The organism is Escherichia sp. KTE52, assembly GCF_000408325.1.
GTDB classification, from domain to species: Bacteria; Pseudomonadota; Gammaproteobacteria; order Enterobacterales; family Enterobacteriaceae; genus Escherichia; species Escherichia marmotae.
In genome coordinates, this window is the sequence record NZ_KE138678.1 from 69391 (window position 1) to 83769 (window position 14379).

The 14379-nt window shown below is 52.2% G+C and carries 15 protein-coding genes; 3 read left to right on the top strand and 12 right to left on the bottom strand.

Annotated features, from left to right (window positions below; translation table 11 throughout):
* Positions 1 to 218: 218 nt before the first annotated feature.
* The 10 genes from A1SC_RS12110 to tap all read right to left on the bottom strand — a co-directional run bounded on the left by A1SC_RS12110 (position 219) and on the right by tap (position 10418).
* A complete protein-coding gene (locus tag A1SC_RS12110; protein WP_016262319.1) occupies positions 219 to 677 on the bottom strand; it encodes a hypothetical protein in 459 nt (152 codons plus the stop codon).
* A gap of 16 nt (positions 678 to 693) precedes the next feature.
* Positions 694 to 1458, bottom strand: coding sequence for a F4 (K88) fimbria minor subunit FaeI (faeI, locus tag A1SC_RS12105; RefSeq protein ID WP_016262320.1), 765 nt, complete (start codon positions 1456 to 1458; stop codon positions 694 to 696).
* Positions 1459 to 1488: 30 nt separating this feature from the next.
* A complete protein-coding gene (gene faeH, locus A1SC_RS12100; RefSeq protein ID WP_016262321.1) occupies positions 1489 to 2277 on the bottom strand; it encodes a F4 (K88) fimbria minor subunit FaeH in 789 nt (262 codons plus the stop codon).
* A 158-nt stretch (positions 2278 to 2435) separates the two neighbouring features.
* Complete coding sequence (locus A1SC_RS12095; RefSeq protein ID WP_016262322.1) at positions 2436 to 3236, bottom strand: F4 family fimbrial subunit; 801 nt, start codon at positions 3234 to 3236, stop codon at positions 2436 to 2438.
* Between the two features lie 238 nt (positions 3237 to 3474).
* On the bottom strand, positions 3475 to 3966 hold the full coding sequence (gene faeF / locus A1SC_RS12090) for a F4 (K88) fimbria minor subunit FaeF (RefSeq protein ID WP_016262323.1): 492 nt from the start codon (positions 3964 to 3966) through the stop codon (positions 3475 to 3477).
* Between the two features lie 34 nt (positions 3967 to 4000).
* Complete coding sequence (gene faeE, locus A1SC_RS12085; RefSeq protein WP_016262324.1) at positions 4001 to 4777, bottom strand: F4 (K88) fimbrial chaperone FaeE; 777 nt, start codon at positions 4775 to 4777, stop codon at positions 4001 to 4003.
* Entirely contained in the window at positions 4770 to 7208 is a 2439-nt protein-coding gene (faeD, locus tag A1SC_RS12080; RefSeq protein ID WP_016262325.1) for a F4 (K88) fimbrial usher FaeD, read from the bottom strand. Before faeD ends, faeE begins: the two co-directional genes overlap by 8 nt.
* An 18-nt stretch (positions 7209 to 7226) precedes the next feature.
* Positions 7227 to 7751, bottom strand: coding sequence for a fimbrial protein (locus tag A1SC_RS0121785; RefSeq protein WP_050571716.1), 525 nt, complete (start codon positions 7749 to 7751; stop codon positions 7227 to 7229).
* Between the two features lie 1742 nt (positions 7752 to 9493).
* Positions 9494 to 10351, bottom strand: coding sequence for an incFII family plasmid replication initiator RepA (repA, locus tag A1SC_RS12075; RefSeq protein ID WP_016262327.1), 858 nt, complete (start codon positions 10349 to 10351; stop codon positions 9494 to 9496).
* Complete coding sequence (gene tap, locus A1SC_RS0121795; protein WP_001365705.1) at positions 10344 to 10418, bottom strand: RepA leader peptide Tap; 75 nt, start codon at positions 10416 to 10418, stop codon at positions 10344 to 10346. The genes repA and tap overlap by 8 nt, the downstream gene beginning before the upstream one ends.
* A 48-nt stretch (positions 10419 to 10466) precedes the next feature.
* Here tap and A1SC_RS26030 point away from each other — a divergent pair, with 48 nt between their 5' ends.
* Entirely contained in the window at positions 10467 to 10592 is a 126-nt protein-coding gene (locus A1SC_RS26030; protein ID WP_072024155.1) for a replication protein RepA, read from the top strand.
* Positions 10593 to 10652: 60 nt separating this feature from the next.
* On the opposite strand, the gene A1SC_RS12070 is transcribed toward A1SC_RS26030, so the two are convergent.
* A complete protein-coding gene (locus tag A1SC_RS12070; RefSeq protein WP_016262328.1) occupies positions 10653 to 10910 on the bottom strand; it encodes a replication regulatory protein RepA in 258 nt (85 codons plus the stop codon).
* A 283-nt stretch (positions 10911 to 11193) separates the two neighbouring features.
* Entirely contained in the window at positions 11194 to 11343 is a 150-nt protein-coding gene (locus tag A1SC_RS22875) for a Hok/Gef family protein (RefSeq protein ID WP_001312851.1), read from the bottom strand.
* A 187-nt stretch (positions 11344 to 11530) separates the two neighbouring features.
* On the opposite strand from A1SC_RS22875, the gene A1SC_RS12065 reads away from it, so the two are divergent.
* Both A1SC_RS12065 and A1SC_RS12060 read left to right on the top strand, forming a co-directional pair.
* Positions 11531 to 12904 carry an IS4-like element ISEc13 family transposase gene (locus tag A1SC_RS12065; protein ID WP_016262329.1) on the top strand — a complete coding sequence of 458 codons (1374 nt, stop codon included), beginning with the start codon at positions 11531 to 11533 and terminating at the stop codon, positions 12902 to 12904.
* Between the two features lie 266 nt (positions 12905 to 13170).
* Positions 13171 to 14379, top strand: coding sequence for an IS256-like element IS1414 family transposase (locus A1SC_RS12060; protein ID WP_016262330.1), 1209 nt, complete (start codon positions 13171 to 13173; stop codon positions 14377 to 14379).

Genomic DNA, 14379 nt, shown 5'->3' on the forward strand with positions numbered 1-14379 from the left:
ATACCATTAGTGTGGTGATGTAATAGATTATCTCAGTTCCACCGCAATACCAGAAAAAAATAAGATGCCTGGAGTGACAAAGTGATTGCGAATCTTTTGTTTTTCTGTTCATATCAGCCAGAAACAGAAAAACAGTAACGACAACATCAGGAATATCAGGGCAGCATAAGCCCCCGCTATCCACCTTCCCGGAATCATGATTCTTCGTTTTCCTCTCATCAGAAATACACCACCACCGGCGTCAGATTACCCTGCCAGCGTTTTACCGGCTCCTCTGCACCGGGGAAATTCACCCGCACATCACTCAGGAATGTCACCCAGGCACCGGCAATATGCTGTCTGCCATTATCCTGTGACAACAGCGATTCTGCCCCCGAAATAAACGCATCATAACGTGCCGTTGAGCCGGCATAGTCCGGAGTCCATTCATAACCGTTCACCTGCCATAACTGGCTCTTCACCTGCCGTTCTGTCTCCGGTGTCACCTGAAGCAATGTCACCGACGGCTGCAGCCCAGGACGGGAGGTTGTCAACGATGTGGTATGTCCGCCAAGAATATAAAAATCCTGCCAGTGGTCCGGCGGAATAGTCAGGGGTTGCTCCAGCACACTGGCTGAAGTCAGAAAAAACAGAGCCGGAAACATACCGGACTTCAGACGATGAATAATATTCAGCACCGGACCGTCCTCCTGCTTACTGGTACTCAATACTTACCGGCAGTGATACCCGCCAGCGTTCCGGCATCATGCCGTTCAGACGTAATTCACCACTGCCTGCCACAGTCTGTGCACCATACGCACCTTCAACCTGACGCAGGGAGGCATCACTGAAATGACTCACTCCCGAATAACCACTGATGGTCATTGTCTGCAGCCAGCCGGGGCCTTCGCCACTGAACATCTTCTGCAGAACCCCCGGTATATCAGAAGTCTTCATGGCTGCGCTTTCACCAGGCAGGCCATTCACATTCAGGTCGTCATACACACCGGCATACGCCGGCTGTCCGTCCTTCACATGGCGCAACACCCCCGCAGCCTGCATTCTGAAAACAAATGTGCCTGCCCGGACGTTATTATCTCCGGTGACAGGCAGCGTCACCTCCGCCACGCCTGGTGCTGTCCATTCAAGCGAAAATCCCTCAGTACCCTTTCCGTAACTGACCCGGGGAGAAAGCCCCTCACGTCCTGCCGGTGTGGTCAGGGTGGTTTTTCCCAGTAAAACGGTCATCGCCGGCAGTGCGACCGGAATTGCCTGCTCACCGTCACGAACACCGCGGCTCTGTTTAACCTCCAGACCTTCATTTCCCTGTCCGACTTTCCATACCCACGGATTACGGGTGCTGGTCACCGGGCCTTCCAGCTTAAGCTCTCCGCTGAAATCTTCTCCCGGCGTGTTCCAGGCCAGTACACAGGAAGGCAGGAGGCTGGCAGCAAACAGAAACAACGTCACCTTTTTCACTTCTCTTCTCTCCTTATATCCCTGCAACCATCACTGTACCGTGACCGTCACATTCAGCCCTGCCTGCCATGCTGCAGGTGTACCCTCCGCCGGCAACCGCAGTTCAAAATCCGACACTACAGAGGCATATGCCGCAGCCAGATTCATCACCCGACCGTCAGCCAGTATCCCCTGAGAGATGACCTGACCATTGTCTGCGGCACTCATGCCATTGCCAAAATTCTGATTCATCAGTAACAGAGAAGAGAGTCGGGCTTTCAGCCCCTGTGGCAGGCTTCCCGCATGTACATCCGTCACGCTCTGTCCTCTGACCAGCGACATCCCGGCCGGTACGGATGCCCCGTCTTCCTGTCTGCCTGCGCTGACTGCCATCCCCTGATTCAGGGTGAAAGAAAGCTGTCCCGACACGTTTCCCGTTTCCGGATCACGTACCGGGACAGAGGCGCGAAAACGTTGCGCCGTAGTGCCACAGCCTTCCTGCACAGTAAAAGGTTGTCCATTGCTGCTGAAAGTAATAAACGGAGTAAACCCGGGACCACCGCGCTCTGCCACCTCATGCAGATATCCCTCCAGAAACGGCATAGCCCCTTTATCACGTAAATCAAAAACAAGCTGTCCGTTCTCTGTACGTGCATCAGCAGTATCCACAGCCCAGGTCTGGTCCCGCGAACTTATCTGCCAGGTCCATTTAGGAGCTTCGTCAGTGACAAAACCATTAAACTGAATTTCGCCACCATCAAGAATATCTGCATGTGGTGCTGCCGAATAAAACAGGGCCACCGAAATAATGGCAAAGATAAGGAGTTTATAATTATTCATTACTTTCTTAATTTATCTTCTTATATAAAAATTCATATATACACAACACATTAACAGCAAATAATGTATGTTATTGTATTAACCTCCTCCAAGTATTTCACCCAGAGGAGGTAACTCAGTCAGAAAACAGTTTGCATCAACACAAAGTGTTCACTAACTTATAAATAAGAAATAGTAATCGGCATAGAGGCTTGCCAAACAGTGCTCGTTTGTAGCGGGCTGTTCAGTTTAATTACTATATTTTTACCAGATGGAAAAGCTGACGCATACATCCCATTGTATCTGTGATTATTTTCAACTGGTTTCACTACATGCGGAGTCTTCAAGTCACGACCGAAATCTTTCCAGTGTGCGTCAATATCTGAGAAAACCCTCTTCATAAAGTTATGGGCCTCTTTATCATTCCATACCCCTTTAGCATTTTTAGCAACACCGCCATAGAACAAATCTCCTTTTGTATTTGCAAAAGGCATGACGCGGTCTAAGTCGGTAATCGTCTCTCCTGCACGACCCTGAGCAACGGTAATGTCCATACTTTCTGCAGCAATCCATAACGGTACGGTCATAGTACCAATAACATCCCCATGTTCAGATTTAACATCTAACTGAGTGTCAACTGCACCATTCGATATATTATCCACGTTAATAGCTTTTCCATAGTCGATATTAGGACTCAGCCCCTGTTTACCGTAAAATGTATCTCCCTTAAGCCGAAGGCCAAGCACGGGGATATCTTTCTTTAACGCAATAGTCGCCGATTTAGCGCCTTTTTCAAGCATTGCATTCAGATCTTTTACACCTGCTCCAACTGCCACATCCCACGGAAGTTTTTCTCCGGCAATAGCCAACTCTCCTCCAAGGTTCAAAGTCCCCCCACTTCCTCCAGGATTCCAAGCCATAGCAGATCCGGATACTACAGCAGAGGCAGCCACAGCCAGTGCAATCAGTGTCTTTTTCATAAAATAAATTCCTTGATATTTCATAAATAATAAACTGAAATCGGTAATCCTTATTTTTCCGGAATTACCGCAAAACCATCCCCTGCGGATTCATTTAAATAACCGCATTTCATTAAACACTGTGTTTAACTCAGAATAGCTTTACGTTATTCCCGTTTAAAAATACGGTAAATCCCTTTACCAATATGACCCGTTCCGGAGTCACGGATGTATTGCATCTGTTGTCGGAGATGAATCCTCAGTCTTCCACCTGCAGCGCTATCTGCAGATTTCCCCGGTAACTGACCGGGACTTCCAGCTCTGCCGGTGCATCCGTTCTTAACTCAACCAGTTTCTGTGCCTCCGGCACGGTTATCACCACATCCTCACCCTGCTGTCTGGCGCTGAGTGCCACTTTCTTTCCGTCAACCATCAGGGCCGTCTTCAGGGTGATACGGGCTTCCCCGTTATCCGGCAGAGTCTGTTTCACCGTGATGTTTGCCAGTCCGCCGGAGGCCGGGCGGCTTTCTGCATGCCGGATTATCAGCTCTGCAGGTAACGGGCTGTTACTGCCTGAGCGGTACAGCACCGGGTCTGTCGGTGTACGGGTCACCTTCACCACGCTGTTGCCTGACACCAGACCATTAACCACACCCAGATACTGCGTTTTCTCGCTGTATTCAGCGGCCAGTGCTGACTGAATACTGAGTGCACTCAGGGCCAGGGCGACTGCCATCATTGTTTTCTTCATTTATTACCCCTCTGTTCCGTGTTCCGGAGGGCGGTTATTTCTGCTCTGCGGTATCTGCTGTCTCAGTTTTTGCTGCTTCCGGTGCTGTCGGTTTCTTCTTATTAATTGTCCAGGTCTGCAGGCTTCCCCAGTCATTCAGGGAGTCCACTTTCACCACATTTCCCTTCACCTGTACTTCATCACCCGGCATAAACATCAGCAGTTTCTGAGCTGTTTCGTTATCCGTGGCAATTTTCTTTCCGTTTCCGTCCAGCAGGCTGCCAATCGCAAAAATGTATGGCGTAGTGTTCACCAGCATGGTTCTGCCATCCGGGCGGCTCTGCAGGCTGATGCCTTCTTCTGCCCCCTTGCGGCCTTCAAGCAGTGCCTTCGGTCGGTAGAACAGTTTCAGCTTCGTGCGCAGCGCCACCGCAATACCACTGCCCTCCAGAGCCGGCGGAATATCCTGCAGGTTCAGCCAGTACACTGACTCTTTATCCTTCGGCAGATGGTCCGAGGCCATGATGATACGCAGTGTCTGCTGACCATTCGGTTTCACCTTGAAGAAGGACGGCGTCACCACAAAGGTCGGACGGGTGTCCTTCTCCACGATATTGTCCACCCAGGCCTGACCACCAAAGGTGCGCGCCTTATCATTGTTGGTGACCGTGATGGTCAGCGCATCCTTGTCCCCGCGAAAGATATAGCGGGTCTGGTCTGCCGCCAGGGAAGCCATCGCACTCTGACAGGTCATCATCAGCGCCAGTGTCATCCCCAGCGCTTTCGTCACCCGGTTGGTGAAAAACGTCGTTACTGCGTTACGCTTACTCACACGTAATCTCCTGTAGTTTCTCAGTATCCTGCAGTTTCGCCGCAGGTATCCGGCACTGCCCCAGGGTGATATCACCCGGCGCATCCACCGCGTTAATCATCAGCACACCATTGTTGGCCACAAAGCCCAGTGGCGTGTTCTTACTGTCCCGCGCCCAGGTTCCACCTGGTACAAACTCACCGTTACGCTGCTTCACCTGCAGCAGGTAACGCTTAACTTTCAGGGCATCAAACGGCATCCACACCACCGCCTTGTCCGTCGGCACCACCTTCTGACTGGAGTTCGTCAGTTCGGTGCTCAGCGGCAGTGTGCCCGCATCAATCGTCACCGTGTTCCAGTCATAGCTGTTCAGCGGGACCACCAGGTTGCCGTCGCTGTCAGTCTGTCCGTCACCGGACGTCACCTTCACTCCGGGGGTATCCTTCACGTTCACCACGGCCACGGTATCCCCGGTCGTGCGGCTGAACATAATGTCTTTCGCCGCCGGAACGGCCAGTACCGAACCGCTGCCCGAGACAGAACCACTGGTTCCGCCGGACTGCGAGTGGTTCAGGGCACCATTCAGATAAGCCCGGTCACCACTGTACGACGCGTTCAGATAACTGCTCACACCGCCACTGCTGTCACGACCACCGCCCAGGCCATAGCTGAAACGGTCATTCAGCGAGCCGGACACGCCGGTGCTGACGCCCGTACCACCGCCTTTGCTGGTGCTCACCGACGTACTGCTGCTGTAACGACGGTCAAACAGTGTGAACGGTACCGACACTGACGCCGATGCCGACCAGTTGTTTTCTCCCCGGGTGTTCCGTGAACCGGACCAGCCCAGGTTAAGACTGACGCCCTTAATCTGTGTGCTCAGGGTGCCGGTAATCCCCGTGTCCTTACCGTTGTCATCGCTGTACCGGTAACTCCCGGTCATGGATGCGGGGTAATAGCTCCGCTGCCAGCCGGACACCGACAGGCTGAACAGCCCGCCCACCGGCTGACTGACACCGGCATTCCATTCCTCCTTCGTCCGGCGGCCGTGCTTCTCCCGCCCCCACAGCGTTGTCGGGTCAAAGGAGGACATGTCCTCATATTCCTCACTCTGCCGTGACCAGCTCACCCGCAGTCCGGTGTTCGTCATCTCCAGTTGTTTACCCCAGGATAACTGCACCTTATTTCCGCTGCGGCTGCCGTCACGGTATTTTGCCGTGGCATAAACGCCGTCAGCAGACACCGCCCCCAGGTAACTCAGCCCCAGAACAGCCCCGGCGCTGACGCCCTGCCAGTCCTGGTTAAACACCCCGCCGGTGCGCAGCGTCAGCCCGTCCAGACCGTAACCGTATGACGCCGCAAACACACCGCCTTTCAGGTCACTGTCATCGTCAGGCAAACCGGCTGCCACACTGAACTCGTGCTGCCCGGGGCTTAACTGCCCGGCCATCACCGACAGCGGGAAGTTCTGCACATGTTCCCGGCCATCCTCGCCAGTCACCGTCATCTTCACATCCCCACTGGTGTACAGCGGCACATCCGTGATGGCGAACGGACCTGCCGGCACCATCTCCGAATGCAGCAACCGTCCGTTCTGCGTCAGTGTCACCCTCGACGGCCCGTCCGCAATGCCGCTGAAAACCGGGGTATACCCCAGATTGCCCGGCTTCATGCTGTTGTTCCGGCTCAGCGACACGCCGTACGTTCCCGTGCTGCCCAGCAGACTGTCCCCGGTGGATGTTTTCCCGACCGCCAGGTCCGCACTCAGTGCGCGGATGGCCCGGGTGGCCGTAAACATGTTTATTGTGGCAGAGCTATCCCCGCTGTCACCGCCACTGGCCGTGGCAGAAGAACTCACCACCCAGCGCCCGATATTGGCTTTCAGGTCCGCAGAACCAAAGGCCGAAGTGTTATTACGGCCGGTGTTGGCGTTCGCGTTATAGTTCACGCGAAATGCACTGGTCCCGTAATCCCAGTCCACATTCTCCGGCATCTTCACCAGCCCCTTCTGGGGAATGGACAGCGCCAGACTCTGGGTGGAAACATCAAAATCCACCTTCACTGACGGGGCTTTTGTCAGCACATAGCACTTTCGTGTGGCGTCATACCCCTCACGAAAGTAATCTGCACTGACGTAAATCCCGGCCTTCGTCAGCCATGCCTCTGTCAGACACAGTTCATTACTGTCCTGTGGTGTCACATCCAGTATATGTTTCCCGGCCTCCTTCCCGTTCAGGGACAGGTCAACCAGATAACGCCCCGGCGCATAGCTGCCGTTCAGGGCTGTCCAGACATCCGGATTAACCCCGGCACCGCCCTGGATAAAGGACATATCCAGTTTTTCACCTGCAATACCTGTGGCACTGGCAAAAGCAGCTGATACGGCAAGTGCGAATACAGCCCGGAAAAATACGAACAAAATTGATTCAGCGGCTGCCTTATACGCCTGCACACACAATCCTTTTCTCCGTTACTGATACGTGACCACAAAGGTCAGTGCCCCCGAGTATTCCCCCGCCTTCACGTTCGCCGGAAACACCGGCTGCGCACGAAAACGGAACTGCCCCTTAGCAGCAAACTCCACCGGATAATTCACCGAATGTCTGTCCAACGTCAGACGTCCGCGATAATCAGCCTGTGTATCCACCGCCCGCACATCCACGCGAATACCCTCACCAGCACCGCGGGTGACCACGCCTTCTGCGTCAAGCTGACCCGGGTTACCAAAATCCAGGGTGGCGACCTGCCCGGCCTTAAAGGCAGAGCAGCCCTGAACCGTGGCGCCGGACTCATACAGACGCACAGTGAAATAACGTGGCGCTACAGAGCCCCCCGTGGACTTGCGATAAGTGCCGAATGTCAGCCGAACACTGTTACCGGAACTGTCCGCATCCACCACCACATGACAGGCCGAAGCCACAACATCCATAGAAAATATTGTTTTTTGTCTCCCTTCCGCCGCCTCTGTAAAAGCCAGGAGCCATGTACAGGCGATAAAGAAGAAGCAAATAAAACGCGAAAAAATAAAAACACCTCCAGGGGGGGGCATCATTTCTTGCGGCGAATATTACCCCCCCCCCCTCCAACAAAAAAATTATAAAGCATTATTTAACATTAATTCTTTTAAAAACAAATGGTTATAAAAAATCACAAGGTGCATCACACAAAAATTAATTTGCGCATATATAAGCACTAGCCAGCATTAATACGCGTTGCTTCTGCAAAAAAACATCCTGAACACCATGCTTCAGACTGAAAAAAGTGTGCGGCTATGTACTGAATCAGAGGGACGCTCTCAGTTATTACAGTGAGGACGATCTGGCAGAAACGGATAATAACCATACGGAAGGAGACCTGCGTGCTGTCTGAACGGTGTTGCACAGAAAGCGTTGTCTGCACCATGTTCTGAGAGTTCTACCGGACAGGCCCACCAACTGGGTTGATACACTTAGTCATAGCACTCATCCACCACCGGTAAACACTTACGAACTATTTTTTACTAATGTAGCTGAGAGCTAAAGCAGGATACTTATGATTAAAAATCATAGAAGGTAAACTGATGATATTTTATGTACATCAATCAACGGAGGCGTTCAGGATGGGGTGAAACGTCATGATTCCAGCATGAGGATAGTTGCCGGAAACCTGACCAGTTTGAACAGACCGAGCATTGTCAGATTTCCGGCGTTGGATTACAGGCAATTCCAACTCTCAGCCCCGGATAAGTGGGTACCTGCATATACGAAAATACACAGATAAACATCTCTGCTTATTAAACAAGAATACAAGTTATGTGATTTTCTATCCTGATGGAAATATCACCAGTATTAATAAAACCGAATTATCCAGAAGGGTATTTTCCTTTTATCAGATGAGCACAATGCACTGTATGCCGTGTAAACGGCATGGAAGGCGGCACGCTGTGGTTACATGTGATACCGGAGTAAAACCGCCGAAGCCCGGCGTAAGCCGGTACTGATTGATAGATTTCACCTTACCCATCCCCAGCCCTGCCAGACCATACCCGCTTTCAGCCATGAGAAAGCTTTTGTGCGCGGTCGGAGTGGTCCCGACAAGGGTTTACCCGAAGTCGGGGCGTATCTCCGCGTTAGCGGGCCGTCAGGGCCGCTTACGAGCGTGTACTGAGTACTTCCAGCCAGAAGACTGGCAGCGATGATGTTGTGTAGTTACAACATTCATAATTAAAAGCGACTCTGTTCCGGCCTGAAGGGCCGGGGCGGGGCCGCTTTTCAGTTATGAAGAGGGGCTTTGTGGTTTCAGTTCTGCGCGGAACCGGGGTTTTTCCGGTGTTATGTCTGAATGTTGTAACTAAATCAGCTCCGGTCGGGGCCCGCCGCTTGCGGTGGGAGGTGCACATCTGTCTGTCCACAGGACAGGCAGTGAATAGGTTTTCTTTTTAAATGAATGTAATTAGGTAGTTTAAAGGAGATATAAACAGGTGTTTAAAAGATACATTGCACCCTGTAAGGCTGGCGGCTGGCGCTTTATGACATGAACGGTTGTAACCTTATAAAGAAGTCCTTTGCAGTTAAATGTGGATAAGCAAAATTACCCGTCTGTGAGGCGTGTTTTGTATCAAAAACAGGGGGAACCGGATGCACCAGAAGGTGAATGGCGAGGTTGTTTTTGTATGATATGCTGCTTTTTTGTTCGCTGGCAGGCTTCAGGCGTGCGAATGCCTCCGGTGCGGGCCGGATTATTCAGAAGAGGTCACTTTCAGGGGGAAGCTGTGGCCAGCCGGCTGTAATTACGGTTACGTGACAGAATCATGCGCTCCTTCACACGACGCTCCACTTCGCGTTTTACCGCCTCACGATTGGCAGTGAAGCGCCCTTCCGAGATTTCACGCGTCAGCTGTCGTTTCACCAGGGTGATGATATCCTGGCGTTCCCTGTTCGCATCACGATGCGCACGGGCACGCTTTATTCCCCGGGACTTAAGCTCTGTCTGGTAACTGCGGAAACGCTCACGCACAAAACGCCAGGCTTTCGCTATCAGTTCATCCATACCCAGGGTATCCAGCCCCTGCTTTTTGCGCTGTCTGTTTTCCCATTCAACACGACTGCGGCGCGCAGCTGCCACTGCATCCTCAGACACATCAAGGGCGGCAAACAGCGTCGGTGTGAACGTGATATCGGTCGGAATGTAGCACCCGATAAGCGGATCATATTCCGTCTGGTAGGTAATCAGTCCCAGCTCTGCAAGGAACGTCAGGGCCCGGGTGGCCCGGGTGATGGAGAGTTTTCCTGCACCGGACTCTGTCGCCAGTCCGCACTCAATGGCCAGTGTGGTGATGGAACACTGGACGCGGTTGGCCAGCGGGTCATAGTGGAAACACAGCCCCTGCAGCAGCGCATCAATAGCCCGTCGACGCAGCACCGGTGGCATGCGTCGACGCAGACCACGCGAACGGGCATGCGCCACATGAATAGCGAAATCAAAACGGGAGGTGAAGCCCACAGCCTTTTCCATCAGTTTTTCGCAAAACTTCAGCGTTCCGGCACCTTCACGGGGTGTAAACACCGGATTCGGGTTCTTTACCTGGCGGTAATACGTTTGTTGAAGATCAGTCACACCATCCTGCACTTACAATGCGCAGAAGGAGTGAGCACAGAAAGAAGTCTTGAACTTTTCCGGGCATATAACTATACTCCCCGCATAGCTGAATTGTTGGCTATGCGGTTTTTAGATGGCCCCGGTAATCTTTCTGTACTCGCCAAAGTTAAAGAAGATTATCGGGGTTTTCGCTTTTCTGGCTCCTGTACATCCACATCAGAACCAGTTCCCTGCCACCTTATGGTGTGGCCAGCCATAAAATTCCTTAAACGATAGTAATCTAGCACTGACAGGAAAAACTAGCAAGAATGTGATCCCATCACATCATATTCCGGTAACAGACCTCTTTCTCGATAAGTCTTTCTATCAACTCTGCCTGAGTTACCCCTTCCTCTGCGCACAGACTGGTAAGGTAGTTTTTCAGTTCTGGTCTGACGAAAACTTTGATCTCTTTACATACAGCTCGTTTGCGCACAGAAGCTGCTCTCTGTCGTTCTGCTTCACTCAAAGGTTTACCCTTTCTGTATGCTCGTTTTGCGCCAGATGAGGAAGTCACTACATTTTCTGTCTGCGACATCTCGCCTCCTCAATTCTCAAACAGGGATCGTTTCGCAGAGGATACTACAGTTTTTTTTAATCAGCGACTTGAAAGTTGTGACGATGATCTGTGTTGGCGCACAAATCATGTCTGATTACGACCGTTTAATGTGATTTTGATGATGAAATGACTGAAAAACAGGAAATGCCTGAACTTGTGTGCCGGCTCCGGGCGGGACCGGCTGTTTCTGGTATATCGGGTGTCTGCCCCTGAAATACCTCACACTTCCGGAAAGCGGGGACTTCCGTCCCCGCCCGGCAGCTTACTTCCGTGCTTCGTAGGCCAGAGTTACCTGCACCACTGTATTTCCCCTGTGAATATTCAATTCACATAACCGTTCCCTGAATATCAGTGAAAAACACAACACCGTGGCGCACACGGCGAGCAACCCGATAAGGGCATATTTCGTCATAAACTTTGACCTCTCTGCAAGAACTGTCTCTTATACACAAGTCCCCCCCGGGGATTTGTGATGTCTGTCAGTCTGCTTTAGGGGGGCTCTTTCCATCCGGTACTTTCCTTCCTCCCCGGTAGCCATTTTTTGAACGTTTTCTTCACCCGTTGATCTTCTCTTATATTTCATTTTATTCGGCTCTGTTATGGTACTTTCTGATTGTTATTCATGGGCTAACGAGCAGTTTGGACATGCCCGTCTCGGCGATCAGCGTCGTACACGACGCCTTGTGTCACTGGCCTCTTCTCTCGCTCAGCATGCAGGTCTTTCTATTGTGAAATCATCCCAGTCCACTGCTCAGGTTGAAGGTGCGTACCGCCTGATACGTAACCCGTCTGTGTCCCCGCAAGCCATTGCCGAAGCCGGATTTACCGCCACTGTAAGGGCATGTGAGGCTCATCCGCTGCTCCTCGCACTGGAAGACACCACCACCATTAACTTCAGCCACAGTACGGCATCTGATGACCTGGGGAATACCACCACTAACCCGAAGACGCGCGGGCTGCTGGCTCACTCTGTCCTGATGTACGCCCCCGACAGCGCCCTGCCAGTCGGTCTTATCGAACAGCAGCGCTGGAGTCGGGTCACGGACACCTACGGTGTTAAGCACCAGCGAAAAGAACGTCCCTATGAAGAAAAAGAAAGTTACCACTGGCAGCAGGCTTCGGAGCGTATGGCCGAACGGCTGGGGGAGATACAGAAACGGGTAATCACTGTCTGTGACCGGGAAGCGGATATCTGGCATTACCTGCATTATAAAGTCAGCCACGGACAGCGCTTCGTGGTGCGTGCTGCACAGAATCGCCGACTGGAAGAAGCACCCGGCAAGCTCTTCGAACTGCCGGAAGTCCTGGCAACCGCGGGAAGCCACACGCTGAATGTGATGCAAAAAGGCGGGCGGGCCGCCCGCCAGGCCCGGATGTTCATCAGTTACAGCGAAGTCAGCATAAAAAATCCCGACAACAGCGGCCAGGCGCTCCCGCTCACGTATGTCTGTTGCCGGGAGCAGGCAGAGGACGGTGCCTGCTGGCATCTGCTGACGTCAGAAAAAGTGGCGAGTGCCGCCGATGCGCGACGTATCGTCAGCCATTACGAGCGACGCTGGCTGATAGAGGAATACCACAAGGCGTGGAAAAGTGGTGGTACATGTGTGGAATCGCTGCGAATGCAGACCCGGGATAACCTTGAGCGCATGGTGGTTATCAAGGCGTTTATCGCGGTACGGGTGCTGGGCCTGCGGCAGGGAGGTATCAGTGAAGAAACACAAAATGACAGCTGTGAGAAAATACTGACGCCGACAGAGTGGAAACTGCTGTGGGTTAAGCTGGAAGGAAAACCGCTTCCGTCACAGACGCCGACACTGAAATGGGCCTGTCTGAAACTGGCGAAACTGGGGCGATGGCATGACAGCAAACGCACAGGCCGCCCCGGTTGGGTAGTTATGTGGGATGGCTGGTTCAGACTTCAGGATATGGTTGAGGGTTACCTGGTGATGAAGTCTCTTGATCAGGAGATCTGATCAAGAGACAGCTGCAAGAAAGAGGCTACAATCAGTAGTGTTAAGGTACTTCATGCAGACCTCACGAGTTAATGGATTAACGAGTGGGGTCTTCGCATTTCTGGAACCTGCGTCTTGCCTGAACCAGAAAGGCTCAGACACCAGCCTTTCCGACAGGCTGTAAGAGATAATTTCCCTGTTAAACAGATCGAGAAGAGCCTGTACATAGATTTGTGTAATTGCCTGATTTTGATATGTTCAATCCAGCATCAAATGAAGGTTAATTTATGGACGAAAAACAGTTACAGGCTCTGGCTAACGAACTGGCCAAAAACCTCAAAACCCCTGAAGACCTCAGTCAGTTTGATCGGCTGCTGAAAAAGCTCAGCGTTGAAGCCGCTCTCAATGCTGAGATGACACACCATCCTGGGTATGAGAAAAATCAGTCCAGACCAGGAGCTAACTCCCGCAACGGTTATTCCACAAAGACCGTTATCACAGGCGACGGTCCACTGGAACTGCGTACTCCGCGCGATCGTGACGGTACCTTCGAACCACAACTGGTAAAGAAAAATCAGACCCGTATTACCGGGATGGATAACCAGATCCTCTCGTTGTATGCCAAAGGGATGACTACCCGTGAGATAGCTGCTGCGTTCAAAGAACTGTATGACGCAGATGTTTCACCGGCACTGATATCAAAGGTTACCGATGCCGTGATGGAGCAGGTTGTAGAATGGCAAAACCGACCACTGGATGCTGTTTACCCCATTGTTTATCTTGACTGTATCGTCCTGAAAGTTCGGCAGGACAGTCGCGTCATCAACAAATCGGTGTTCCTGGCACTGGGCATCAATATAGAAGGTCAGAAAGAACTGCCAGGTATGTGGCTGGCCGAAAATGAAGGGGCGAAGTTCTGGCTCAATGTGCTGACTGAACTGAAAAACCGCGGTCTGAACGATATCCTCATCGCCTGTGTGGATGGCCTGAAAGGCTTCCCGGATGCCATCAACACAGTATATCCGGAGGCCCGCATCCAGTTATGCATCGTGCATATGGTGCGCAACAGCCTGCGCTTCGTGTCATGGAAGGACTACAAAGCCGTCACTCGTGACCTGAAAGCGATTTATCAGGCTCCCACGGAAGAGGCAGGTCAGCAGGCACTGGAAGCGTTCGCTGCGGCCTGGGACAGTCGCTATCCTCAGATAAGCCGAAGCTGGCAGGCTAACTGGCCGAATCTTGCCACGTTCTTCGCTTATCCAACGGACATCCGCAAAGTGATCTATACGACGAATGCCATCGAGTCGCTAAACAGCGTGATCCGCCATGCGCTCAAAAAGCGTAAAGTGTTCCCGACAGACGACTCGGTGAAAAAAGTGGTGTGGCTGGCAATCCAGTCTGCGTCCCAGAAATGGAGGATGCCGTTGAAGGACTGGCGAATGGCAATGAGCCGCTTTATTATCGAGTTCGGTGACCGCCTGGACGGTCACTTCTGA

Excerpts from the sequence above, each read along its gene's own strand:
- faeH (WP_016262321.1), bottom strand. The coding sequence starts at position 2,277 with ATGAATAATTATAAACTCCTTATCTTTGCCATTATTTCGGTGGCCCTG.
- A1SC_RS12095 (WP_016262322.1), bottom strand. The coding sequence starts at position 3,236 with ATGAAAAAGACACTGATTGCACTGGCTGTGGCTGCCTCTGCTGTAGTA.
- faeF (WP_016262323.1), bottom strand. The coding sequence starts at position 3,966 with ATGAAGAAAACAATGATGGCAGTCGCCCTGGCCCTGAGTGCACTCAGT.
- A1SC_RS26030 (WP_072024155.1), top strand. The coding sequence starts at position 10,467 with ATGGCCCCGGTAATCTTTCTGTACTCGCCAAAGTTAAAGAAGATTATC.
- A1SC_RS12070 (WP_016262328.1), bottom strand. The coding sequence starts at position 10,910 with ATGTCGCAGACAGAAAATGTAGTGACTTCCTCATCTGGCGCAAAACGA.
- A1SC_RS22875 (WP_001312851.1), bottom strand. The coding sequence starts at position 11,343 with ATGACGAAATATGCCCTTATCGGGTTGCTCGCCGTGTGCGCCACGGTG.
- A1SC_RS12065 (WP_016262329.1), top strand. The coding sequence starts at position 11,531 with ATGGTACTTTCTGATTGTTATTCATGGGCTAACGAGCAGTTTGGACAT.
- A1SC_RS12060 (WP_016262330.1), top strand. The coding sequence starts at position 13,171 with ATGGACGAAAAACAGTTACAGGCTCTGGCTAACGAACTGGCCAAAAAC.